At 65.1% G+C, this 23,570-nt stretch carries 20 protein-coding genes; 12 read left to right on the plus strand and 8 right to left on the minus strand.

Features of this window, described 5'->3' with window-relative positions; genetic code table 11:
* The first annotated feature begins 413 nt into the window (after positions 1-413).
* The 3 genes from sigJ to FHU30_RS11325 all read left to right on the plus strand — a co-directional run bounded on the left by sigJ (position 414) and on the right by FHU30_RS11325 (position 3,513).
* Positions 414-1,325, plus strand: coding sequence for an RNA polymerase sigma factor SigJ (gene sigJ, locus FHU30_RS11315; protein ID WP_308211285.1), 912 nt, complete (start codon positions 414-416; stop codon positions 1,323-1,325).
* 4 nt (positions 1,326-1,329) lie between these two features.
* On the plus strand, positions 1,330-2,511 hold the full coding sequence (locus FHU30_RS11320; RefSeq protein ID WP_253874732.1) for an NAD(P)-binding protein: 1,182 nt from the start codon (positions 1,330-1,332) through the stop codon (positions 2,509-2,511).
* 378 nt (positions 2,512-2,889) lie between these two features.
* The gene (locus tag FHU30_RS11325) at positions 2,890-3,513 is read left to right on the plus strand and encodes a hypothetical protein (protein ID WP_253874734.1); all 624 of its coding nucleotides are present in this window, start codon (positions 2,890-2,892) and stop codon (positions 3,511-3,513) included.
* 51 nt (positions 3,514-3,564) lie between these two features.
* Here FHU30_RS11325 and FHU30_RS11330 read toward each other — a convergent pair whose 3' ends face one another.
* A complete protein-coding gene (locus FHU30_RS11330; protein ID WP_253874735.1) occupies positions 3,565-4,014 on the minus strand; it encodes a phosphatase domain-containing protein in 450 nt (149 codons plus the stop codon).
* Positions 4,015-4,513: 499 nt separating this feature from the next.
* Between FHU30_RS11330 and FHU30_RS45975 the strand changes: the two genes are divergently transcribed.
* On the plus strand, positions 4,514-5,380 hold the full coding sequence (locus FHU30_RS45975) for a nucleotidyltransferase domain-containing protein (protein ID WP_301322947.1): 867 nt from the start codon (positions 4,514-4,516) through the stop codon (positions 5,378-5,380).
* Positions 5,316-6,314 carry an S-4TM family putative pore-forming effector gene (locus FHU30_RS11340; RefSeq protein ID WP_301323059.1) on the plus strand — a complete coding sequence of 333 codons (999 nt, stop codon included), beginning with the start codon at positions 5,316-5,318 and terminating at the stop codon, positions 6,312-6,314. The genes FHU30_RS45975 and FHU30_RS11340 overlap by 65 nt, the downstream gene beginning before the upstream one ends.
* 475 nt (positions 6,315-6,789) lie before the next feature.
* Here the strand turns inward: FHU30_RS11340 and FHU30_RS11345 are convergent, their stop codons facing one another.
* The 3 genes from FHU30_RS11345 to FHU30_RS11355 all read right to left on the minus strand — a co-directional run bounded on the left by FHU30_RS11345 (position 6,790) and on the right by FHU30_RS11355 (position 9,509).
* The gene (locus FHU30_RS11345; protein WP_253874738.1) at positions 6,790-7,557 is read right to left on the minus strand and encodes a hypothetical protein; all 768 of its coding nucleotides are present in this window, start codon (positions 7,555-7,557) and stop codon (positions 6,790-6,792) included.
* 447 nt (positions 7,558-8,004) lie between these two features.
* Positions 8,005-8,478, minus strand: a complete 474-nt coding sequence (locus FHU30_RS11350) for a hypothetical protein (RefSeq protein ID WP_253874739.1) — start codon at positions 8,476-8,478, stop codon at positions 8,005-8,007.
* Between the two features lie 8 nt (positions 8,479-8,486).
* A complete protein-coding gene (locus FHU30_RS11355; RefSeq protein ID WP_504928360.1) occupies positions 8,487-9,509 on the minus strand; it encodes an NsdA family TPR-like regulatory protein in 1,023 nt (340 codons plus the stop codon).
* 148 nt (positions 9,510-9,657) lie between these two features.
* On the opposite strand from FHU30_RS11355, the gene FHU30_RS11360 reads away from it, so the two are divergent.
* A complete protein-coding gene (locus FHU30_RS11360; protein ID WP_253874741.1) occupies positions 9,658-10,443 on the plus strand; it encodes a transposase family protein in 786 nt (261 codons plus the stop codon).
* On the opposite strand, the gene FHU30_RS11365 is transcribed toward FHU30_RS11360, so the two are convergent.
* A complete protein-coding gene (locus FHU30_RS11365) occupies positions 10,330-10,665 on the minus strand; it encodes a helix-turn-helix domain-containing protein (RefSeq protein WP_308211269.1) in 336 nt (111 codons plus the stop codon). The two genes, FHU30_RS11360 and FHU30_RS11365, sit on opposite strands and share 114 nt — an antisense overlap.
* Positions 10,666-11,468: 803 nt before the next feature.
* Between FHU30_RS11365 and FHU30_RS11370 the strand changes: the two genes are divergently transcribed.
* From FHU30_RS11370 to FHU30_RS11390, 5 genes are all read left to right on the plus strand, one after another.
* Positions 11,469-12,233 carry a hypothetical protein gene (locus tag FHU30_RS11370; RefSeq protein ID WP_253874743.1) on the plus strand — a complete coding sequence of 255 codons (765 nt, stop codon included), beginning with the start codon at positions 11,469-11,471 and terminating at the stop codon, positions 12,231-12,233.
* 146 nt (positions 12,234-12,379) lie between these two features.
* Positions 12,380-12,880, plus strand: coding sequence for a hypothetical protein (locus tag FHU30_RS11375; RefSeq protein WP_253874745.1), 501 nt, complete (start codon positions 12,380-12,382; stop codon positions 12,878-12,880).
* A gap of 9 nt (positions 12,881-12,889) precedes the next feature.
* Entirely contained in the window at positions 12,890-13,717 is an 828-nt protein-coding gene (locus FHU30_RS11380) for a phosphotransferase (protein WP_253874747.1), read from the plus strand.
* A gap of 198 nt (positions 13,718-13,915) precedes the next feature.
* Positions 13,916-14,410, plus strand: coding sequence for an ATP-binding protein (locus FHU30_RS11385; RefSeq protein WP_253874749.1), 495 nt, complete (start codon positions 13,916-13,918; stop codon positions 14,408-14,410).
* Positions 14,411-15,148: 738 nt separating this feature from the next.
* Positions 15,149-16,270 (plus strand): hypothetical protein, encoded by a 1,122-nt coding sequence (locus FHU30_RS11390; protein WP_253874751.1) that lies wholly within the window; start codon positions 15,149-15,151, stop codon positions 16,268-16,270.
* A gap of 304 nt (positions 16,271-16,574) precedes the next feature.
* Here the strand turns inward: FHU30_RS11390 and FHU30_RS11395 are convergent, their stop codons facing one another.
* The 3 genes from FHU30_RS11395 to FHU30_RS11405 form a co-directional block, all read right to left on the minus strand.
* Positions 16,575-17,393, minus strand: a complete 819-nt coding sequence (locus FHU30_RS11395; RefSeq protein WP_253874753.1) for a replication-relaxation family protein — start codon at positions 17,391-17,393, stop codon at positions 16,575-16,577.
* Positions 17,394-17,807: 414 nt separating this feature from the next.
* Complete coding sequence (locus FHU30_RS11400; protein WP_253874755.1) at positions 17,808-18,758, minus strand: hypothetical protein; 951 nt, start codon at positions 18,756-18,758, stop codon at positions 17,808-17,810.
* Positions 18,759-18,894: 136 nt separating this feature from the next.
* A complete protein-coding gene (locus FHU30_RS11405; RefSeq protein ID WP_253874200.1) occupies positions 18,895-19,668 on the minus strand; it encodes a transposase family protein in 774 nt (257 codons plus the stop codon).
* Positions 19,669-20,334: 666 nt separating this feature from the next.
* Between FHU30_RS11405 and FHU30_RS11410 the strand changes: the two genes are divergently transcribed.
* On the plus strand, positions 20,335-22,335 hold the full coding sequence (locus FHU30_RS11410) for a recombinase family protein (RefSeq protein WP_253874757.1): 2,001 nt from the start codon (positions 20,335-20,337) through the stop codon (positions 22,333-22,335).
* Positions 22,336-23,570 lie beyond the last annotated feature (1,235 nt).

The following is a 23,570-nucleotide window of genomic DNA, read 5'->3' on the forward strand; positions in this document are numbered from 1 at the left end:
CTTACGCCCGGCTTGTACGGCAGGCCGCTCGGACGTGCGTAACCGCTTCCGTTCTGGCTCCTGCGGCACGGCGGGCTGGCATGCATGCGCTGCGCGGGACCAGGGAGCCTGCTGGGGTGGACGGTGCGGCGTTCGCTTCGCTTGGCGGCGTGTCTTCCTTGGCTGCGGGGCGCGGTGGTCTGGCCTTATACGGGATGAGGGATGCGAGGTTGGGCGCCCGCGGGGCGGCTTGGCTCGTGTGTGGCGCCCTTGGTTTGCGATGCGCATGAACTGGGTTGTGCGGCGCAGCGTCTGGTCTGCGTGGGCAGATGGCGCCTGGTTTGTGAGGGCGGGTCTGGGGGCTTGGGGGTTGGGGTGGGTTGAATTGGGCGGGCATGGTGTGGTTTGGGTTCGTTCGTGGGTGGGGGGGCTTGGTGGACTCGGGTGGGGTGGTTTTTGGTGGGTATCGGGAGTTGTTGTTTGGCGTTGCCTATCGGGTTCTGGGGCGGGTTACGGATGCTGAGGACGTTGTCCAGGAAGCGTGGTTGCGGTGGTCGAGGGCCGACGGGGTGGACGATCCGGAGGGGTTCCTCGTCACGGTGACGACGCGGTTGGCGATCGACCGGTTGAGGCGGATTCAGGCGCGGCGGGAGGCATATGTCGGGGAGTGGTTGCCGGAGCCGGTGATGACCAGCGAGGACGTCGCCGAGGATGTGGTGCGGGCCGAATCGGTCTCGCTGGCGCTGCTTGTCGTGTTGGAGTCGTTGTCGCCGCTTGAGCGGGCCGTGTTCGTGCTTCGGGATGTGTTCTCGTTCTCGTACGCGGAGATCGCGGCCGCGCTGGAGAAGACCGAGCCGGCCGTCCGGCAGGTGGCGGCGCGGGCGCGGGCGCACGTGCGGGAGCGGCGGCCGAGGTTCGAGGTGGATCCGCGGGTCTGGCGGCAGGTGAACGACCAGTTCATCGGGGCTTGTCTGAATGGTGGCGTTGAGGGGCTGATGGAGTTGCTCGCCCCGGACGTCCGGCTCATCGCGGACAGCGGGGGCAACGCGGTCGCGCCGCGCCGGATGCTGGTCGGAGCCGACCGGGTCGCGCCGTTCGTCCTCAAGATCATGCAGTTCGGCACGTCGTTCCTGCGGTCGGTCGACGTCGGGCCGGACGCGCACATCGAGTACCGGCTGGTCTACGCGAACGGCGGGCCGGCGATCCAGGCGGTCGCGGACGGAAGGCCGTTCGTGCACTTCCAGGTCCAGGTGACGGACGGCAAGGTCAGCGCCTGCTATCTCATCGTGAATCCCGAAAAGTTCAGCGGGGTGATGTCACAGAACGGGTGGGTTCTGCGTCCTTGACGGCATGACGACCAACAGCACCACCATCACCATCGTCGGCGGCGGGCTGGGCGGGCTGACGGCGGCCATCGCGTGCGCCGAGGCAGGCGCCTCCGTCGTTCTGCATGAGGCACATCGGTCACTCGGTGGGCGGGGGCGCGCGACGTCACCGGCGCCGTATGTGGTCCACGACGGCGCGCACGTCTTCTACGCGGACGGCCCGCATTACCGCTGGCTGGCGAAGCGCGGCCTGGTCAAGGGGCTGGGCTGGCCGAGCCCGCTCGGATTCTCCCGCGTCCGCTTCCGGGTGGACGGCAGGCTGCGGCTCGCGCCGCCGGTGAGTGTGCTACGCGCCCAGTCGCATCGGTGGCTGAAGGCGCCGGTGGACGAGGATTTCCACAGCTGGGCGTCCGGCCGCTGGGACGAGCGGACCGCGCGGCAGATGGCCAGCATGATCGGTGTCGCCACCTACGACGCCGACACCGGACGCCTGTCCGCCGCGTTCGTCTGGGACCTGTTCCAGCGCGTGTACGGCCCGCGCATGCCCGGCGTCCGCTGGGTGAAGGGCGGCTGGCAGACCGTCCTCGACCGCATGGTCCAGCGCGCGCGAGAGCTTGGCGTGCGCATCGAGACGTCCTCGCGCGTGGACGCCCTCCCCGAGGACGGCCCGGTGATCGTCGCCACGCAACTGGCCTCGGCCGCCCGGCTGCTGGGTGAGGACAACCTGTCCTGGACGAGCGGACACTGTGCCCTCCTCGACATTGCCGTCCGCGCTGACGCCAAGGACCGCAACCTGGTCTTCGACCTGGACGAAGGGGCCTTCCATGAGAGCTACACCATGCAGGACGACTCGGTCGCGCCGCGCGGCGAGTCCCTGTACCAGCTCCAGATGCCCGTCCGCCGGAACGAGAAGCACGCGGAGACCCATCGGCGGCTGCGCGCCTTCGCCGATCAGGTTCTGCCGGGTTGGGGCGACCGCGTGACCTTCGAACGCACCGCGATCGCCAAGGGCCGCATGGGCGCGCTCGATCTCCCCGGACAAACCTGGCGAGACCGGCCCGCCATCGACCGCGGCAACGGTGTCTACCTCGTCGGCGACATGGTGGCCGCCCCCGGCATGCGCGGCGAGATCACCATCAACAGCGCTATCACCGCCGCCCACCAAGCCCTCGGCGCGGCCACCCACGAGCGCAAAGTCCGCACCTGACGAGTCCGCACCTGAAGAACGAGCCCTCGGCGCGGACGAGCCCAACGAAGTCCTCGTCCTCCCCGAAGCCCCCGTATCGGCCGAGCCATAAGCCTGTCGGCCGGGCTCGTCCGCCCGACAAGCCGGTTCGGCCGGGCTCGTCCACCCGACAAACCCTGTCGGCCAAGCTCGTCCGACCCCGGCCCCGGCCCACGGCCGTCGGCCTCGCGGTCTGGACGGGCTCAACCGAGCCCGACAGAACACCGTCGTCATCACGATGCCCTGCCCCCGAGGCGTGAGTTGATGGTGCATAGATGCCGATCGCACATTTTCCTCGCTGACCATGTTGGCTCCGGGTGACACTGGACGCCTCTGCACGCTGCACCGGTGGAGGCGTCCATGGGGTTTCGCGAGGAGTTCGACAAAGCGCAGAAAGCCAAGAAGGAGATCGCAGAAGACCTTCGTATCCATGAAGAAGGTCTGAAAGGACGACGCAGGCACGACCTCGCGCTGACAGCGCAACTCGTCGAAGCGGGAAAGGTCGTCGCCGCGGACGCCGTAGGGCTCCGCATCCCCTTCGACGTGATCGCAACCGAGACAGCCCAGGTCAGAGGGGCCGGGGTGGTGTCCCGCTGGATCCCCAGGACGGAGCGTCGCGTCGCGTTCGGCGCCTGGGTGATCTACTACAGGAAGGTCTTCCGTAATCCGGATCGGCTCGGCGGGCCTGTGGGAGAAGTCTGGCTCCTCTGCCAGGACGGCACGTTCCGGCACCACAGACTCACGTGGGCGTACCACGGCGAGTCCTTCCCCGAACGCACGGAACCCGTCCAGATCAGCGCCGATGCCGAGCTCCCGATCCTGTCAGTGGAGTACGTCTCCCAACAGCCGCTCGAACCTTCGATCTATGACTACGAGTGGCCCAAGCAATGGCCGCTGGCGGAACTCGTCGAACACTTGGCCGCCAAAGCGGCCCACTGGGAAATCGACCCCGCGCGAATCATGCCCATCTTCGACAAAGGATGATCCCGCCGCGCACCGGAAAGCCGGCACCGACCAAGAGGCCGCCGAAAGAGATCAGAAGTTTCCCTCTGCGACCTGCAGGACGGTGAGGCCGAGGCCGCGCCACATCGCGACAACGGAGGCGCGGTCGTCCAGCACGGCGGTGACCGGCCCGATCGGGCGGACATGGCGCCGGTACAGCTCGCGTTTGACGACGGTGTCACGGCGCCGGTCGCCGTCCGCGCGCATCAGGAGCGCTTCGCCCTGAATGCCGACGTGTCCGGCGAGCCACGCGTTGGTCGCGGCACGGCAGGCGTCCGACCGGCCCGACAGGTAGATGATGCGGTGGCCCGCGACGGCCAAGGCTTGGACGACGGTGATGACGGCCTCGTTGGGGAGGTCTTCTCCAACACGGTGCCAGTCATACGGACCGCGCTCGTTCGGACCAGTTCGGCGAAGCGCAACCGTCCCGTCGATATCGACCAGAAACAGCCCCTTCGAGCCAAGCCGGCCGGGTTCTGTCATGTGTTCACCTCAGTGGGAGGGCTGAGGACGGCCGGCAGAGGCATGGGAGGCCCTGCGGAGGGACCGCCCGGGGAGCGGAGGGGCTCCCCCGGGTCGACACCCGTCCTCGCAGGTAGACGGTGCCCCCGGAACGGCCCTGCACACATGGCCCCGCTCACCCACCCCCACCCAACACCTGACAATCACGGGGTCGTTCCCCGTCCCCGGCAGGACTGCGCGCCCGTGAACCCGTGGTGGCGGGCCGCACCTTTCAGGCGCTCAGGCACGGGGCCGGGCTCTCGGGATGTTAAGGAGTCGGCAGTCTCGGTGACGCGGGGGGCCTCTGGCAGCACTGTCCCACGGGTCGCGGGATCCGCGGGATACCTCCCGACGTCATTGTGCTGACACAGTCGTACGTCACGTGAACTCCGATACTGGTATCCATTATGGGCGTCCTCCCTGTAAGATGTGCCCAGTCCATGGGGATCTTGGATGTGTGTCGCGGTAAATGAGGCGCAGTATGCCATTGTCCGTAGGTGAAGGCTTTGAGACCTTCCTAAAGCGACTGATTCCCTTGCAGTCGCAGCGCGAGGCGGCCGCAAAGCACCGATCGAGCGTTGAGACGTCTTTGTCGAATGCACTTGACGTCATCCTCTTCCGCGAGACTGGTTCCTTCGCCCACGGGACCGGGGTCCGGAACTACTGCGATAGTGACCTTCTTGTAAGTTTGCGAAATGGGCGACCGGGTTCTTCGGATACGGCTCTCCGCTGGATAAAAGATGCACTGCAAGCGAGTTTCCCCTACACGTCCGTGAGGGTAAGCCGACCAGCCGTAGTTATCGCCTTTGCTGGCGGTACCGAGACGTGGGAGGTAATCCCGGGTTTCGTCAAGGCAGCAAACAGCACTCACTCTGTTTATGATATACCTGGCGCTGCGTCAGGATGGCTTGAGTCTTCCCCTTTGTCTCACCTCGACTATGTCAACACCGCAAATAAGCAGGAGGGAATCGCGGGCGGCGCCAAGAAGCTGGCTCGTCTGATGAAGGCCTGGAAATATTATAATAAAGTGCCGATCTCCTCTTTCTATCTCGAAATGAGAGCTGCCAAGTATCTGACCACGCAAAGTTCTTTTGCTCCGGCGTGGGACTTGTGTTGGCTACTGGAGAAGTTGGAGAGTTCTGAGCTGGCGGCGATGAACGATCCGACTGGAGCTTCAGGCAGGTTCTATCCGTGTTCTAGCGAGTACAATAAGGCTGAAGCACTATCGAAGGTGAAGACAGGAGCTACGAGGGCGCGTAAGGCGCTAACCGCCTACCAGAATGATGAGCCTGCTATGGCTTTCTACTACCTCGATCTCTTGTTCGGCAACAAGTTTCCCGCACGGTAGCGAAGATTGGTCTCACGTGACAGCTGTCCGGCAACCAATTAGCAGTCGGCAGAACGATCCGAATATGATCGATCTCCGCAAAGCGTCCGCTGCAGTGCATGCTCGCGCACTCCGTCTGGAGTCTCTGCGCGTCGGCGTCTCCGCGACACTTGCCATTGCCGGTGTTTTGGCAGCTTTTGTTCAGATTATCATGCCGCCCATTGCGGCCATGGGCGCTCTATGGGCACTTGTGCTTGCCGTGGGCGTAAATCCCTGGGTGCGAGGACTTGCGAAGCGTGCAGCTACTCTCCAAGAGATGTTTGATGTAGAGCTATTCGGTTTGCCGTGGAATAAAACCATCTGCGGCTCTACTCCGGCGCGCTATGAATGTAATCGGTGGACACGAAAGTTCTCTACACGCAGGGGTGGTGTGGAGCGGCTACGTGATTGGTATGTGGACGTCGGAAGCATTCCGCAGCCCTATGACATCCTATTCTGTCAACTGCAGAACCTCGCGTGGGACTCTCGACTGAGACGGCGGTGGGCGCGTACCGTCTTGGCACTTGTCATTGTTTGGGTCGGCCTTGGTGCGCTCGTTGGATACCTTGCCAGCCTGACAATCAAAGAAACTCTCGTTAGCTGGTATCTTCCAGCAATGGGAGCTTTCCTTTTGGGCTTCGACAATTATCGTGGTCAACTTGAAATCGCTTCAGAAAGGGAGCGCCTCACTCAGATAGTGCAGGCTGAACTTGACGGCGCGAGAAGACCTCCTTTGAGCAAAAAGGAGTCTCTCAGGCTGAGCCAAGTTATGCGCGAGATTCAGGATGCCATCTTCTCTACGCGCAAGCACACCGCTCGGGTTCCCGATTGGTTTTACCGTCGCTTTCGGGGTAGTGACCAGAGAGATTTTCAGCTAGGTGCTGATGTCCTTCGAGGGAAGCTAGTCGGCCCGTAATAGATAACTTGGGGATACCGGTCACCATCGGTTGGCCTGCAGATTAGATTTTATCTCTTCTTACGCCGCTCCGGAGCCACCACCTTAACTCGAACCCATGCCTCCCTCACCTCGGCTACTTTCTGAAGGATGTCGCGAAGCAACATTAAAGCCAGGCCCGCAAAGGATGAGAAGCCCAAGATCCAAAAGGTCAGCGCTTCCCAATTCATCGCACATCCCGCTTCGGACCTGCAACGGAATGTTGCGGCAGAACTCTATCCAGCCACGGAGATCCCGCCCCGGCTCGCGGCAATCGGTCACGAAGTTCTGCCGAATCTCCATACGCTGGATTGCGACCCCATCTAAAACGTAGCTGCAATCGTCCCCTGCTACGACCAGGACTCGAGAGAACATAAGTACACTGAGCCCCCGACACATCCTCCTTCCCCCAGAGCTCACAGTTGCAGTACGCCTGAGTTTCAAGCAGAAGTGTGCCTCAGGTATCATCCTTTAGGGCCTTAATAAACTCATCGTGGTTGGGGTGCACTGAGGGATAAAAATCTATCTCGAAGATCCAATCAATCCCATTGTTCCACGACCTGGTCGAGTAAGCATTGCTGGTCGTGTGAAGCAAGGCAATTCGACGCAACAAGAATGAGCCGAGCCAGGCGAGATCCCGCCACCCTTGATCCACTAGGGGATAGGTGCCCTCATCTACTTTCTCGTGCTTTGACACCCCTTTCTTGTCCCACAAAGGCACATGACCATCACTTTCCAGGTCAGCCCGTCGATGCCTGATAGTCGCAACCCAACTAGCCTCATCCTTGCTGCGGAGAACAACTGAAGCATCATTCCCAGCGAGCCCCAGCCGGAGATCGCATCCCTTGATGCCCTTGACGCGCAGTCGCCCTATTCCGTGAACCTCGACTCCATCTTCGTACCACGGCAGCAGGCATGCGGCAGTGTACTCGCTTATCGGATAGAGCCGCGCTGAGCTCGTAACAAAGTAGCCGTCAAGCAGTACGACCAAGGAAGACGGAGCAATCATCACGCCAGCGATTCCGAGGGGATGTGCGCTCCATTCGCTGCCCCGCCCAAGTTCGGCGAGAACGCGAGCCTCAAGGAAGGCTTGGTCACCGTTAGAGTCTGGAAGCAGTGGAAGATTCCGCCTCTGCTGCAATGACTGCTTTGCGTACTGGAAAGGCTCGCCCGTGTACTTGATGCGGGTGCGTGTACGCTTCCCCAGCTGTCCACTTGCTGACACTTCGAATCCGTTCCCGAGAACCGCCGCCTCTAGGTACCCGAAACCGACCGAAGCGTCCTCTCGGACGCATTTGTGGCACATTTCACGCCAAGGATGGAGCCCAAGCTTCTTCGTCCCGTCTAGGGCATCACAATCGAGGCGGCGTGACACCGGAACAGGCCGTCCTGACGGCCTGCCCCCAGGATGGGGTATAGACGCACCGAGTGCAAGCGGATCGCCTAATCCCATCGGAGCCTACTGAGGCCAGCAATGGACGGGGCAAGCAGTGCAACTGTCTCGGCAGGCCCTGCACCTACCAGCCGACCACTAGATCGGCGTTGAACTCTCACCACGATCGAACCAGTCCTGGTACCTTTCCCGATCGGCTCTCACTACGCCGTCAGTGGGTGGACGACCATGTCCGTTGGATGCCGAGTGGGTTGCACTCGTGGGACTCAGAGAAAGAGCTCAACTTCGCGAGGCTCCGTCTGGCCAGATGATCTTTATGGGGAGGCCTGCGTCTCGTGCGGCTTGGACGACGTCGGCGGTTCCGCCGTAGCCGCGTGCGGGCTTTCCGTCCCAGACTGCCCACAGTTCGTCTGCGAGAGTGAGCATGAGGTTGCTGGCCTCCATGTGGGCGTTGCTCTCCGACTCTCTGAAGGGGAGCCGGCGGACTTCCTTGGCGGCTGACAGGAGGTGGTCGTAGGTGGCGTGGTGCTGCTCGGGCAGGCCGTCTCTGTACTCGGACGCTGGGACCACGGCCACCAGCTCACCGCCGTGGGCGAGGACGGCCTGAGCGAAGAGCGCATCAGCGCCGTCTGCCAAGCAGGAGATGCCGATTACCGGACCAGCCTGAGCGGTGAGGAGCTTGTCCAGCTCTTGGCCGACGAGGCGTTCGGTCTCGGCTGGCAGGAGGCGGTGGCCTGTGATGGCAATGCGCATTGCTCTCCCTACACGAGTGTGGTCCTGAGGCGATCGTCGAAGCGGGTGATGGTCGGGTTGACCGGGCCTGAGTAGTCGTAGCGGAACTGGCGGGCTTGCTGAAGGACACGTTCCGAGCGCAGGGTGATCCCGGTGTCGAGTGCGCCGAGGGCGAGGCGGAAGGCGTCCTCAACTTCGCCGCGTTGGCAGGTTGCCGTGGCGACTTCCAAAATGGTGAGGGCCGCTTGTTTCGGAGCTGGCTGGGGCGAGGGCAGCGATTCGGCGAAAGCTCGGGCCGCGGCTTCGCCTTGGCCGAGCCGAACGGCAACGGATGCACGTGTCCGGGCGAGCTTGGCGTGGTCGAACGGGTAGACCCAAGGCCATGGGGGTGGTCCGTCGGCCGTCTCGATAGCTCGCTCTGCTCGGAGCAGGGCTTGGGTGGACGCGAACTCGTCGCGTCGTGGGCCGGAGGCATGTGCCAGTGCTTCCAGGGACTCCAGCCAGGCTGTGGGTGTGCTGGACTCGGGGCCTCGGTTCAGGAACGTTCTCGCTTCCTTGAGCATGGCCAGGCCGAGAAGAGGGTCGGCGGCGGCATCGATCTCGAAGGCGGCCAAGCTGCCTGTCATGTACGCCGCGAGAAGGCTGTTCCCAGCGTCCCTGGCACTTGCGATCGCCTGCCGGTAGTAGCCGCGAGCGCTGCCGAGGTCCAGCATGTCCATGGACAGCCACGCCGCGAAGCCGGCGGCCTCGCTCACGGCCGCCGCGATGCTGGCGGCGTGATGGCCCGCGTGCTGGCGGGCTCTGAGTGCTAGGTCGAGGTGCGCTCTCACACCGTCGATGAGGTCCTGAGACCGGAGCACGGCGTCCAGCCGCCGTTGCTGACCAGTGATGGAGGTGAGCGTCCTCGCAGTGCTTTCGTCAATGGCGCTGGCGGAGTGAGGGACCGGCAGGATGGTAAAGAGCGCCATCATGCCGAATTGTCTGCGGTTCGTGGGGTCGTCCTCTTTCTTACTCTCGCTGGGATCGCCCAGGCGAAGCAGGTTGAGGGGGATGTCGAGAGTGAACCCATTTCATCCGCCGGTGAGGTCTCGCAGGTCACAGCATGATCGCGGGTTACGGATTCGGTCCATGAGGCAGAGAAGCCCCTGGTAGACGGGTTGATCACCACAACCACCACGTCCAGGAACCAGGGGCTTCTGCGTGCTGTTCTATCGTGCTGCCGTCGATTTGTCGCGTTCAACGCTGAACTACGTCGCTGGGCTGATTCGCCGCCGTCGCAAGGCGATCGGGTCGGTGTGGCGGCTGCTCAACCCCGGCCGGCAGGCTCTGCTGGTGCTGGTCCACCTGCGCAAAGACGAGACGTTCGCCGAGATCGCCGCGGGCTTTGAGGTGTCGGTGTCAACGGCGTGGCGGTATGTGGAGGAGACCGTGATGCTGCTGTCGGTCCGCTCACCCAAGCTCACCCAGGCGCTCGGGAAGGCCCGCCGGGACGGGCTGACCCACGTCATCTTGGACGGGACGCTCATCCACACCGACCGAGTCAAGGCCGACCGGCCCTACTTCTCTGGCAAGCACCGCGTCCACGGCATGAACATCCAGGTCATCGCGGGCCCGGACGGGACGATCCTGTGGACATCGGGGGCGCTGCCGGGCAAAGCCCACGACCTGGCCGCCGCCCGACTGTGGGGCATCCTGCGCGAGTTGGAGCGGGCCGGAATCCTCACCCTGGCCGACAAGGCCTACCAAGGCGCCGAGGCCACGGTCGTGATCACGCCCTACAAGGGCAAGAACAAGCCGGAGTCGCAGAAGCAGGCCAACCGCTCGCACGCCAAGCTGCGCGGGCCGGGCGAACGCGCGAACGCGCAGCTCAAGTCATGGCGCGTCCTGCGGAAACTGCGCTGCAGCCCGAGCAAGACCGGCCACCTCGTCAAGGCCATCGCCGTCCTCCAGAACCACCGCGCCGCTCAAGCCACCACCCGAGGATGAAATGGGTTCAGTGCGGCTGACCACGCGCACCTGGTCCAGGGTCAGCGAAAGATCTCCCCGCAGAACCTTCGATGCCCAACTCTGGGTGTATCCCAGGGCTTCGCCGAGGTCTGCCTGAGTCCATCCCCGCGCCTTCCTGATCTCCTCCAGGAGCGTCGCCATGTCGCAGGTGGCGAGAGCACGTGCGACGACCGGATGAGACCAGAACTCGGGCGGCTCCATGGAATCTACGTTAGAGCGAGGCGAGCCACGCGGGGCTAGTCGTCAGCGGAATGTCCAGGAGCGAGCTTTAGTCGGCGCAGTAATACCGCCTACCGCGCATGGCAGCAGAGGGCGAGCATCAAAGACATCACGCCTGACGAGTTCCGCCGCTGAGCCCACGTCGAACGCTTTGGCCTCAGATGTGGCGGTGCGCTCCGAAGGAATCCCCGCATCAGACAGAGGATCACCATGACCTTCGATGCCTCTCAGCGCACTGTGGCCATCACGCTCAGTTCGATGGCGGCATGACATGTCGGGCCGCCATGCAACCAGAAGGGGCGGGCCGCGCCTTGCGCCGCCCGTGCCAGAGGCCAAGGACGCGGTTGGGCTTGTGGTGCCCAACCGCGAGCGCTTCGCTTACCTGACTCACCTCGCGGAGCAGCTCCCGGCGGGACTGTCGGCGAGCTACAGCTATCGAGCGCACGAAGTCGTGATGCACGTGGTATTGGTGACCACCATCGAGTGCGCTAAGGATGGTCCACCCCCGAGTGCGGGAGTGACGGTGGGATGCCGTTACGAGGCCGGTGCCTGGTGGTTCGTCCGCAACGGAAGCGGTACTCGGTTCGCTGCCGCAAACAACCTGGCTGAGGCCGCGGGGGCCATCGTCCGCGCGATCGCCGAGCAGCTCCGCAGACGAACGATGCCGCGTGAGCGAGCGGTGGGTGTAGGAGCGGGCCGGTGAGTCGGATCTGCACCGCGAACAGCCGGAGCGAAGCGGCCCCTGGGAAGTCATCCGCTGGCGGTGAAGGGGCGGGTGCTGACGGATGAGTGAACCGGTTGGCAAGATCTCCGCCGTGACGGCTTGGCACCTCTCGACGCCGAAGCGGATGGCTGAATCCGTGATGGAGCGCTATCGCGGCCTCCTGCTGGATCACGGCGAAGGTGCAGACAAGTTAGGCTTGATCAACGCCCTGGCGGCCGAGAAGGCCGCGCCTGCCTCGGTCGGGCTTCCCGAACTGCCCGCGGACGAAGCCCTGCGGGTCGCGCGCTCGGTGATCGCTGACGCCTACAACGCGGCGCTGCGGGCGTTCAAGGTGCCGTCGGTGGTGATCAACGCGATCGAGGATCGGGTGTTCGCCGACCTTCAGGTGGCGATCGAGATCCGCGCCCGGATGCTGGCCGCGCCCATTGATGAAGAGATCAGACGGCTTCGGAAGCGTGGTGACGTCGCACCCCGGGCAGCCGCCAGCGACGCCTCTGCCGGGCGCGACGATCAGCATGCGACCAGGCGGGATCTCAAGGACCTGCCCGCTGAGGACGAGTGGGTCGCGGCCGATTCGGCCGGCGAAGTACCGACGGACAGGAAGACGGACGCTCTGAGGCGAGTGACCACGGACGTAGGAACCCAGCTTGCTCCATTCGGAAGCGTGGTGACGTCGCACCCCGGGCAGCCGCCAGCGACGCCTCTGCCGGGCGCGACGATCAGCATGCGACCAGGCGGGATCTCAAGGACCTGCCCGCTGAGGACGAGTGGGTCGCGGCCGATTCGGCCGGCGAAGTACCGACGGACAGGAAGACGGACGCTCTGAGGCGAGTGACCACGGACGTAGGAACCCAGCTTGCTCCATGAAGTTCTGGAGTAGTTCCCCGGCCTGCTCCGTGGAGTTTCCGGAGCAGGCCGGGCGCCAGACCCGGTGCGCGGACAGGCCGCGCAGGGAGGCTCTAGGAGGAGCCCGTGACCGTCACCACTGAGAAGGCCACCAACCAGGTGGATCGCCCGCGCGAACTGCTCGCCGACTGGCCGGGTCTGTTCGAGAAGGTGGTTGAGCGCATCCAGGACGACTACTCCACCGTCGCGACGTTCTACGCCGAACTGGTGGTTGAGCAGGCGCTCGCCTACATCGCGACCTGTGCGGTCTACGACCAGGAGAACCCGCCGTTCGAACTCGAGGACGGCTTCAACATGCTCACCCCGTCCAGGGCTGTGGACGTGGGCATCCATGCCTTCCTGGACTTCACCAAGGACTGGCGGGAGTTCACGGCCAAGCTGACCGGCGGCAAGTTCCTCGACCACATCCCGGTCACCAACGACTCGATCACCTCGGGCCGTTCGCTCGACCTGACGGTGCGCGTCATGCGTCACTACGGGTGGAGCGTCGATGACAGGATGTGGGAGCGCGGCGCAAGCTGCGGCTCTACGGACAACTGCGGCCTGTCGGCCGTGATGCTCGCTTAGAGGTGACTCATGCCCCGTAGCGGCTGGACCGACCTACCCGACGAAGTCCGGGGCGCCATCGAGGCGCGGATCGGCCCCGTTGTCGGTGCCAGATCGGCAACCACGGGCAACCACGCCGACGTGGCCGCCACTTTGGAGACGGCCGACAGCAAGGTGTTCGTGAAGGCCGCGCGGAAACTGGACACCGATCAGGACGGTCCTGAGGTCTGGTCGCTACGGCGCGAGTCCCTGATCGCTCCACATGTCAAGCAGTTCGCTCCCCGGCTCCTTTGGCAACAGGAGTCGGGGGGATGGCTCGTCTTGGGCTTCGAGCACGTTCCCGGCCGGGCCGCCGACTTCGCGCCCGGGTCGCCCGATCTGAACGAGCTGGTGACGATCATCCACCGTCTTCAGGCCGCCCACTGTCCTGACGTGGTGGAGCTGCGGGTGGAACAACGCTGGGCGAGCCTCGCCGACGACGTGTCCCCTATGGCCGGTGACGCGCTCCTGCACACCGACCTCAACCCAAAGAATCTGATCATCAACGATGATGACGGGAGCATCCGAGTCGTGGATTGGGCGCTGGCCAGCCGGGGCGCGGCATGGGTCGAGGTCGTCCAGCTCATGCCGTGGCTGATCATGGCTGGCCACGCCCCCAACGAAGCCGACATGCTCGGCAGGCGGCTCCCGTCATGGCGGAACGTCGCGCCCGAAGCCGTCGCACTGCATGCAGGTCTTGCTGTGTCGTTCTGGGAACGACGCAGTCGCAATCATCCCGCCGCCTGGATAGCGCCCTACCTGGCAGCGTGGCGAGTGTGGGCGGATTACGTCTCCAAGGCATACGCGGCGCCGCACTAGAAGATTGCACGATCTCTTGGTCGGCAGATCTTGATTGCCAGCATCGGCAGTTCAGTGACGGCCCATCCCGGAGAGTTCCGGAAGAAGCGCGAGGACTTGACCTCGGATATCAAGGTGCGCACTAATCGCCATTCGTCCGCCCGTGTCATTGGGGCCGGGTTCCGGCGGCGGGTGGTGAGTCAAGGAGGAACGCGCAAGGTGGAAAATGTGAAGTGGACCGGCGGGAGTGCGTCGGAGTGGTTGTGGTCGCCCCCGCCGATGCGCTGGAGGCGCGTCTACTCGGGGCATGCGGGGCAGGTTCGGTCGGCGCGGAAGTTCGCCGAGGAGCTGTTCGCCGGGACGCCGTGCGTGGACGTGGTGGCGTTGGCGGTGAGCGAGCTCTCTGGCAACGCCGTTCGGCACTCGCGCTCGGGTGAGGGGAACGGCGGCTGGTTCGGCCTGGAGCTGACCTACGGCAACCCGGTGTATGTCGCCGTCACCGACCTGGGCGGGCACGGCGTCCCGACCGTCCTGCCCGAGGGGTACGGCAACCAGAACCGCGAGAACGGCCGGGGGCTGCGGATGCTGTACGAGCTGGCGGTGGCGCTCGGCGTCCACGGGAACAGCGACTTCGGCCACACGGTCTGGGTCGACCTGGACCTTCGCGCCAAGCTGGAGGCCGACACCGAGACGTCGGCGCTGGTGGCGTCATAAGGGAGGGCCCAGCCTGATCCAACCAGGCTGGCCCCTCGGGCCAAGGATAGACACCACGCGGTAAAGCGGCCCTGGCTTCGCCCGATTCGGGTGAAACCAGGGCCGTTGGCCTGCTTGTGGCCTGTGACCGTCTCCGCCCCTTGCAGGCGGCGTCGCATGGGCCTTCTCCTCGATGTTCTGCTGGAGCTTCTCCTGGGGCTTCTCGTTATGACGAGAAGCCCCAGGTGGGTGCACTGCCGCAGGTAGAGGCCACTATGAGCAACGCGACGCGCTCCCGACTCGTCCCTCAGGACGACCAGTAGTAGTAGCGCGGGAGCTGATGATGAAAAAGCCCACGAGCAGCCCTCCCGACATCTACATCGGAGCCTTCCGCAAGCCGGCTCAACCTCCCGAGATGCATTGCCGGGCAACGACCCAAAACACGAGGCGCTTCACCGTCGAAGCGAGCCGCACTCACTCTGCAGATGCGCTCGAGGACCAGGCGGTGGTCAGCGCTCAGAAGCACAGTCGTGAGCTGCAGATCAGGCCGTCAAGCTTCTTGTTACCGCCGGTCGCAGATTCCACCTACCGCATTTTTGTTAGGGAAGCCTCTCCAGCCGTTCCGGTGACGCTATTCCTCGCGCATTCGGGCTGTGGTGCGACAACCATCGAGGGATGATGAACGTAGAACGAAAAACGACACCGGGTCCGGCGGAACGTAATCCGACCGCTGGAACAACGGAGAAAAGGAGTCCCGAAATGGCCGCGAACACCATCCCCGCCACCGCGAACACCGCGACCACCCCCACCACCGGCCCCGACGTCCCGGCGGCCGTTCCGGCGTTCCCGGACGGTTTGAACGACGACGGACGGCGGGTGTGGGATGCGCTGACCGCCACCGGCGGCGGTACGGTCGCGGTGATCGCGAAAGCGGCGGGGACCACGCAGAAGATCACCCGCGACGCGATCAAGATCATGTTCGCGATGGACCGGGTCGTCCGCGACGGGGATGTGTGGCGTCCCGCGCCCCCGGCCGACGCCGTGGCGCACGGCGCGGCCACCGACGTCGCGGCCACCGACGACACGCCCCCCGCTGACACGACGACGGACGCGCCCGCCACGGACGCGCCCGCGATGGACGGTGCGGACGCGGACGGTGCGGACGCGGACGGTGCGGACGCGGACGGTGCGGACGCGGTGGTGCCGGATCGTCCGGCCCCGGTGTTGACGCCGGAGGCGATTGCTAGCGCGATGCAGATCATGCAGGCCGAGTCCGATCGGCGGGCGGCCGCTTCGGCCGAGTTGGAACGGCGTCAGGCCGAGGAGGACGCGCGGCGCGCGGCGATCGAGGCGGAGTTGGCGTGGGCGCGGGCGGCGGAGGCGGCGCGTGAGGGGTTGGCGGATCTGTTGGCGGCGGTGACGGCGGCGTATGCGGCGGTAGCCGACGGCGCGGATCAGGCCGCGATCGGTGCCGCGCTTGCGCCGGTGTTCGATGCGGTGGGTGCGTTGGGGGTCGCGACCGGGCACGCGCGCCCGCGCCGCGCCCGGACTTCCACCGGCGGTGGGGTGGTGCCGTCGGGTGGTCCGGTCGCGGTCGGGGACCGCAAGCCGCCGACGCCGTTGCGTCCGCTGGTGGCCGCGCACCTGAACGCCCACCCCGGCATCGAGTTCACCCCGGGCGAGATCGCGCGGGTGTTGGACCGGTCGTCCGGCGCGGTCGCCAACGCGTTGACCACGATGGCCAACCAGGGCGAGGCCGTGCTGACGTGTGAGAAGCCGATGCGGTACCGCGCCGCCACCCTGGCCACGGCGCCCACCGGTGCCTCGACCACCGGCGACGCGCCTGCCACCGGCGCCCCCGACGCGAGCACGGCCGCCTAATCCGGCGCAGGCGAGCCCGAGCGTCCCGTCCCCAACTGTGCCGTTCACCGGCCCCGCCACGCCCTGACCGCGTGGTGGGGCCGGACCCATTGCGCGGGCGGGCCTGTCCGGGGGCCGTACGGTCCACGTGCCGCGTGTGGGGTGCGGTTGCCGGGCCCATCCGCCGCTGGACATCACCCGGCCGGACACGCGGCACGGGGCCGTGCGCGCCGTAGGGGGCGGGCGGGGCGGCGGCGTCCAATACCCGTTCCGCCCGCCGGTGATCGGGCGTCTATGGTCACGTCAGGGCCCGTCCTCCTGACGATCACGCCGGGTACTCCCATGCGTGTCCCAGGCACGCAAGGCGGTGTCGTGCTCCGTTGACCCCGGCGGGGAGCCAGACGGGCCCGGCGGGCCCCTCAGGATCGGTTGTGGGTGTGTGGACGGCTGTGGCCACAGGGACTTTAGGGGTGTCGAGAATCGTCCGGAGATTGGCCTCGCGTGCGGCGCTAGGCAGCCAAAAGAGGACGGGTACGAGTTCGCCGGTCTTGCGTGCGAGAGCGGCGTAACCGTCGATCTTGGCCGCGACGCTGGCCAGACGTTCGGTTCCAGTGTCGTGTTCGAGGAAGAACTTGATCCTGGACCTCTGCCGGCATCGGTCGGTCTCCTGCCAGTAACCATAGGCGTCTGGACGAGCGCGGTCGCGCCACTGGGATTGGCACTGCCGCTCTGACAGCCATCTGATCAGGCGTGTGCCCTCGTCGTGCTTGCGGGCATGGGCACGGAGACGGACAAAGAAGTCGTTTACGCCCAGCTGGTGTCCAAGTCGAGGCGAGACGGCGATGGCCAGCGCCGTCTCAAGCCGGTAGCCGAGTTGCTGGATGTGAACGCCCCGCTCGACCGCGAGGACGTGGGCACCGGCCGGGCCGAGCACCCAGTGATTTGCGGCGGTCCCGACCGGTGTCCAGGGCCGGAACGAGGACAGCGCACGGTGGCGGTGGAGTTCACGTAGACGCTGCTGGGTGCGTTCGGGCGTGCGGAAGAACAGGGCGGTGATTTGGTCGGTCGTCAGGACCTTGTGTTCCCAGACCAGGCCGAGGATCGCGCGATCACGAGGCGTCAGCCGATGGGCGAGGTCGGCCAACGCCTCGGGCGTTACCTTTCCCGGATACGTGGTCGGGCCTTGGCGGAGCCGAGTAGCTGGCTTGCGCGGCCTTGTCACAGGCTCCCTCCGTCTTCGACTGCATCGTCCGCGGGATCGTCGTCATCTTCGGCGGGGACGAGAGCCGACTCGGCGACTGTCCGCGGGCGGACGGCCCGGACGGGAGCTTCGTCGGCGGGCGTGTAGGCGTCTCCAGAGACCTGGCGGACCGCCCCGGCGTGTCCGGGAATTGGGTCGGCAAGCGGACGTGTCTTCAAAGTGAGGGTGCCGCCGGGAGGGCAAGGTCCAGGGAACCTCGGGGCGGGGCTGGGCTCCGAGACGTTTACAGGGGACAAGGACGGACCTGCCTTCTGTGTGTGGTGACCGTGTGCAGTGCGTTCATGCGCGAGCGGCTCATCAATGGGAAAGCACTCCGCCGGACGCGCTGTTCGGCACGTGGCCGACCGCCCTTGCCGAAACTTGACCCGATGCCATTGCAGTGGCCAAGCGCGCTTCGGCCCGCTCGCGCTGCGAGTACAGCTTGGATTCCGCCTCTCCTCGACCGCGGGCGACGTGACGCAGGCTCTGTCCCTGCAACCTTGTCGCCCGGATCAACTCGGCGTCCTCGGCGCGGATGATCCCCTGGCGGATGGCCAAGCCCAGTAGGTCAGCAGGCTCTACTGGTGACGAACACACTGAGCCCTGTAGACCGCCATCGGAGGCGGTCTCGTGTTGGTCGGCCCGCTCTAGGGCCTCGTGCGGATCGCGCGGCTCCACACGCAGACCCCGCCCACGCTCGCGCAGCGCCCCTTTACGTCCCCACCACAGCAGACGGGTGGCGATCCTCGGACGGTCCAGGTCGATACGCGGGAGCTGTGCGAGGAACTCCGTCAGCATCTCCGATACGACGTCATCGGCGAGACGCTCCGGACTGTGCCGCAGATTGCGGGCAGCGGCGGCGCGCAGACCAGGCAACGCCATTCCCACGCAGGCTGTCACCCAGGGCTCCCCGTCGGCACGAGCGCGACGCACCAACGCCGCCCACACCAGATCCTTCAGGTCGCCGCGGGTCTCGGGGCCGAGGAGCATGGCGCGCAGTTCCCCCAACGCCAGCGGTCGAGACGGCAGCACCTCGCCGATCTCGCAGCCGTCCAAGAGCAAGGCGCCTGGTCCTGTGGCGAGTTGGCGGAATTCGGTTTCCAGCCTGCCCAGTACACCTCCAGCCGCCGAGTCGCACCTGACCTGCGAGTTGCCCGCCGATGCGGTCACGCTGCGTCGTTCATCGTTCGCCAATTCACCAACCTCCTTCGCTATGTAGAAGGGGTGGGCGAACCTCTGATTCGACTCGCCGGCCTCGACCAGGTCCAAATCACGACCTGCACAAGAGGGCCCCTTCGCTCCCTAGAAGCCCACCGGGAACGCGAATTCCCTTTCGCTGCTCTGGATTTTTGCCACGACTTTGATCACACGGCTGCGCAAACCGGGACGCACTGAGCCTTTTCCATCACGGGGCGAGGGCGGCCTCGCGGTTTTGTAGGACGCTGATGGCCTTGGCGAGGTGGCCGGCGCGGTAGGGGCAGCAGCGGAGCTTGGTGAGGATCTTCCATGACTTGAGCTGGGCGTTTCCGCGTTCACCTGGTCCGCGGAGCTTGGCGTGGGCCCGGTTGGCTTGTTTCTGGGAGGCGGGCTTGTTCCTGCCCTTGTAAGGAACGATGATCGCGGGACCGGCGCCGACGTAGCCCTTGTCGGCCAGGACCGGCAGCCCGCACGCTGCCAGGGCGCGGATGATTCCCCAGTTCCGGGCCGCTTTCAGGTCGTGGATCGAGCCGGGTACCGCACCCGACACCCACACGATCTGCCCGTACGGGCCGGCAATTACCTGCAGGTTCACGCCGTGCTTGTGATGCTTGCCCGAGTAGAAGAGCCGGTCGGCGCGGAGGCGGTCGGTCGCGATGAGAGTGCCGTCCAGGATCAGATGTCCCAGCCCGTCTTTCTTCGCCCTGGCGAGTGTGGTGCCGAGCTTGGGTGAGCGGGCCGACAGCCAAGCCACGACCTCGTTCACATACCTCCACGCGGTCGTCGTCCCGACCCCGAAACCTGCCGCGAGCTGCGCGAACGTATCGCCCTTCTTCAAGTATGCGAGCGTCATCAGCGCCTGCTGCCCCGCGTTCAAAGCCCGGCCCTTGCTCTTCAGCTTCGTCCGCTCCCGCCGGACGAGACCGGTCAGGTAGTTCAGAGTCGAACGCGACAACGGCAGCGAAGCACGATAGAAAAGCACGTGAAACCTCTGGTTGTGGGGGGCGGAGGTCAGAGACCCCTCTCCTACCAGGGGTTTCTTCACGTCCACGGCCAGCCACGCCGCCCGCGATCATGCTGTGATCAGCAGCCTTGAAGAGGCTGCTGGAAAAGGTTCACTGGCAAGTCGAGCCGAGTCGCTCGCCCACGAGAGGGCGGCGAGCTCATTGGCAGGGCCAACCTCCGAACTTGGCTGACGCTTGGCCTCGTTGTTCGCCGAAGTTCGGTCGATGGGCGGTGCTTCATAGGCGAAGGGGGAACGACCGGCCACCGACCCAGCCGTCCGACACATGACAGACACCTCGCGCAGCCCGAAATCCCATCTCGGCTCGTTCAGACCACGCCGCTCCTCATCGGCACGCGACCAAAGCCCGTTCCCGGCCGACAGGTCAGCCCGGGAGCAGGCCTTGACCTCCAGCGGCGAGACGGGCGTGGATGCCCACCCCGGCACCGCGCCCGTTGCGGAACCGGTGCCCCGGCCACGGACAGAACGGTCCACCGAGCCGACGGCAGCCGGGGATCGCACAAGCGGGACCGGAAGTCATCCCGGCACGAAAGTCGAGTTCACCTGGACCGTCGTCACCGCTGACAGCGCAATCGCGGACCAGCTCCAAACGGCACAAACACAAGCGATCAAGGAGGCCCTGGCTTGGCTGAGCCAGCACGCGCACCCATCCCGTCCCACCTGCTCCGATCCGGCTCCCGAGCCAAACCGCGGCGAAATCTGACTGGCCCCACAGCCGGACGTGGCTCGGCCGATCGGCTACGCCTCGCCTTCGCCGGACGCACGTCGACCGAAGACCAACAGGACCCCACGCTGTCGATCCCGCGCCAGCTCAACAACTGCCGCAAGGTGCTGCCCGACGGCGCAGAGATCGTCACGCACTTCTACGACATCGAATCCGGACGCATGGACCTTGCGGCACGCGGCCGGAGCCGAGGACACGAACGCTTCGCAATCCCCGTCCCCCGCGACGGCGGCATCCAGGACCTGCTGGAGGAGGCCGAACGTCCGGACCGGCGCTTCGACGCGGTGATCTGCGAGTCGATCGACCGGATCTCGCGCCGGACCTACATCGGCACCCTGATCGAGAACCGGCTCGAACAGGCCGGAGTGCTGCTCCTGGCGGCCGACGAGCCGATCAACCTCACCGGCAGGCGCGCCTCGCAGATCCTCACCCGTCGCGTCAAGCAGGGCGTCGCCGAGTGGTACGTCCTGGAAATGCTGGAGAAATCCTGGGGCGGGTTCGAAGCCCACACCGAGCAGGGATACAACGTGGGCAAACCGCCTTACGGCTATATGGCCCACCGGATTCCGCACCCCGTGCCAGCCAAGCGTGCCGAGGGTGCCACCAAGCACGTCCTCGTCCCCGATCCCGAGCGCGGACCGGTCGTGCAACACATCTTTCGACTGCGCGCCAGCGAGCGGCTCGGCTACCAGGTCATCGCCGATCGCCTCAACCTCAACCTGGACCGGTTCCCTCCACCGAAACCGATCGGCTCACACCGCGCCGTCGGCAAATGGACGGCTTCCTCTGTCCGCGAGATCATCGTCAACCCCAAGTACACCGGCTACATGGTCTGGAACCGGCGCGCCACCAAGACCGGCGGAGGACGGCACAACCCGCCCGAGGCGTGGGTCTGGTCGGACAAGCCCACCCACCCGGCCCTCGTCAGCCTCGACATCTTCATCGCCGCCCAAGAGGTCGCCAAGGTCCGCGAACGATCCCGCTCTGCCGCCGGAGCCAACTCCGCCCACCCGTCCACGCGCCGCGTCTACCGCCTTCGCTCCTTCCTGACCTGCGCCATGTGCGGACGCCGCATGTTCGGCAAGACGCGTCGTGACCACGCCTTCTACGCCTGCGCGCCCGACCCACAGCACATCCCCGAAGGGCACCCGAAAAGCATCTGGATCTCAGAAGCCCCGCTCATCGACGGTGTGGCGGAGTTCTTCGCCACCAACATCTTCGGTCCGCACCGCCGAGCCCGGCTGAACAATCTGCTCCTGGAAGCCGACAATCAGGCCGCGCGCGATCACCAGGAGAAGATCAGCGCGGTCCGGCGCACGATCGACGATCTCGACGCCCGCCAACGCCGCCTCGTCCACAGCCTCGAACTCACCGATGATCCGCCTGCGGCTCTCATCCGCAACATCAAGACCCGATCGCAGGAGCTGACCACCGACCGCGAAGCCAAACAGGCGGAGCTCGCCGAACTGGAGGCGGCCCTCCCACCGCGGCATTCGCCCGAGCTCCTCGATGCACTGCCAGCCGGCCCAGTCGACATCAGTCTGCTGCCCGACGAGATCACACGGAAGCTGTTCGACGTCTTCCGCCTGGAGGTCAGCTTCGACAAGCGGACACGGATCGCTCACTGCCGGGTCACCCTGGCAGGAACTACGATCGAAGATCAGGCACGCGTCGCGCATGAGGTGATGTCGGCGTCCGCCCGGACGCACACCGCCCGCGCCGGTGGCCGGGCGGGCGGTTCCTATCAGTGTGGTGCCCCCGGCAGGATTCGAACCTGCGGCACCCGCTTTAGGAGTCAGCATCGCACTAGACGACGATCACGTGCTCTACCTGCATTTATGCACTACACCCACCAACATCTCGCCAGGTTTGGGCAGGCATTGGGATCGCAGGCGCCCTGAGTCGTCATTTCCGCGGCCCGACTTGCCAGGCATGCTTGGACCCCTGAAGAGTTGCGAACCCGCCTCTGTGTTCGTTTCAGGGATCGAGTTTGCCGGACGGTGAACCCCCTCGCGTGTCCGCCAACGTCCAGCGCCAGTAGCACCTCCGTATGATCCTGTAGCTTTCGCGGCGCGTGTGGACCTGACGGTGCCTTCACTCCACGCCGCTGATATTCGCCACAGGCTACGGGAGGGCTCCGGGGCCGATCCGCTCTGAGTCTGGCCCGCTTCAGTCGGTGCCGGCAGGGGCAGGGCCCGCCTTCGTGCGGCCGATCTTGGCCAAGGGGCAAGGGGAGCCCCATGCCTGGTGACGTTAGAGCAGCGAACCTATTGGCTTGGAACACGTGCCTCACCTGGGCTTATGAGGCCATAAGCCATTGGCACCTACTCGGCCCAAAGCGATTTTGTCACTGCACCGGACTAGCTTCGAACGTATGTGTGGTTCATCCGCTGTAGTGGACTGCCCGCCCACGGCTGTGAGCGCGGCGTACCCTAGCTGCGACGAGCACGCGAGCGGAGGGTCATTGGCAGTGACATACCGCAACATCCCGCGGCCCGCAGGGGCTGCAAACTGGACCAAGACGTCACAGTGGGTCGGCTGGGTGAATGACGAGGGATTGGCACCCTCCGTCGCTCCTGCACTTGAAGGTACATGCGCTTTTTGCTACGGCGCTGTCGGAACACGATTTGATGGCGAGACTTTTCCAACTTGCCAACACTGCCCTACCTACCGAGGGCATATTACGGCGGTCGTACCCGCAGTCTATTCAGTAGATAGTGGCCTAGAGTCACTGCTTCATCGATATAAAGATTTCGGCATTCACTATAGATGGATGTCGGCCCCCATTGGAAGCCTGGCATATGACTTCTTTGCACGTCATTTGAGCTGCATCGAGGAGCGATATGGAGAGATAGACATCTTTTCTGTAGCCCCGCAAGGCAACTCTGGTCGTGGCTTTGATCACCTTGGGAAGGTGCTTTCGACCGTCTCGGGGTGGCCTATGGACTGGGACACAGATCTCCTGGTGAAAGTTCGACAAAAGCAGGACATTCGGGGTACAATAGATCGTTCATGCTACAAGTTGAACGATGGCAAGTCCGTTGCAAAGAAGAACGTTCTACTCTTTGACGACACATGGACGTCTGGCTCAACGCTCGCCAGTGCGGCCGCTACTTTGAAAAGGAACAGCGCACGT

Source organism: Actinomadura rupiterrae, assembly GCF_024172125.1.
Classification (GTDB): domain Bacteria; phylum Actinomycetota; class Actinomycetes; order Streptosporangiales; family Streptosporangiaceae; genus Spirillospora; species Spirillospora rupiterrae.

Coding starts and splice junctions, on each gene's coding strand:
- FHU30_RS11325 (WP_253874734.1), top strand. CDS start 2,890: ATGGGGTTTCGCGAGGAGTTCGACAAAGCGCAGAAAGCCAAGAAGGAG.
- FHU30_RS11380 (WP_253874747.1), top strand. CDS start 12,890: ATGCCCCGTAGCGGCTGGACCGACCTACCCGACGAAGTCCGGGGCGCC.
- FHU30_RS45975 (WP_301322947.1), top strand. CDS start 4,514: ATGCCATTGTCCGTAGGTGAAGGCTTTGAGACCTTCCTAAAGCGACTG.
- FHU30_RS11390 (WP_253874751.1), top strand. CDS start 15,149: ATGGCCGCGAACACCATCCCCGCCACCGCGAACACCGCGACCACCCCC.
- FHU30_RS11330 (WP_253874735.1), bottom strand. CDS start 4,014: ATGACAGAACCCGGCCGGCTTGGCTCGAAGGGGCTGTTTCTGGTCGAT.
- FHU30_RS11370 (WP_253874743.1), top strand. CDS start 11,469: ATGAGTGAACCGGTTGGCAAGATCTCCGCCGTGACGGCTTGGCACCTC.
- FHU30_RS11365 (WP_308211269.1), bottom strand. CDS start 10,665: ATGGAGCCGCCCGAGTTCTGGTCTCATCCGGTCGTCGCACGTGCTCTC.
- FHU30_RS11350 (WP_253874739.1), bottom strand. CDS start 8,478: ATGCGCATTGCCATCACAGGCCACCGCCTCCTGCCAGCCGAGACCGAA.
- FHU30_RS11320 (WP_253874732.1), top strand. CDS start 1,330: ATGACGACCAACAGCACCACCATCACCATCGTCGGCGGCGGGCTGGGC.
- FHU30_RS11340 (WP_301323059.1), top strand. CDS start 5,316: ATGAGCCTGCTATGGCTTTCTACTACCTCGATCTCTTGTTCGGCAACA.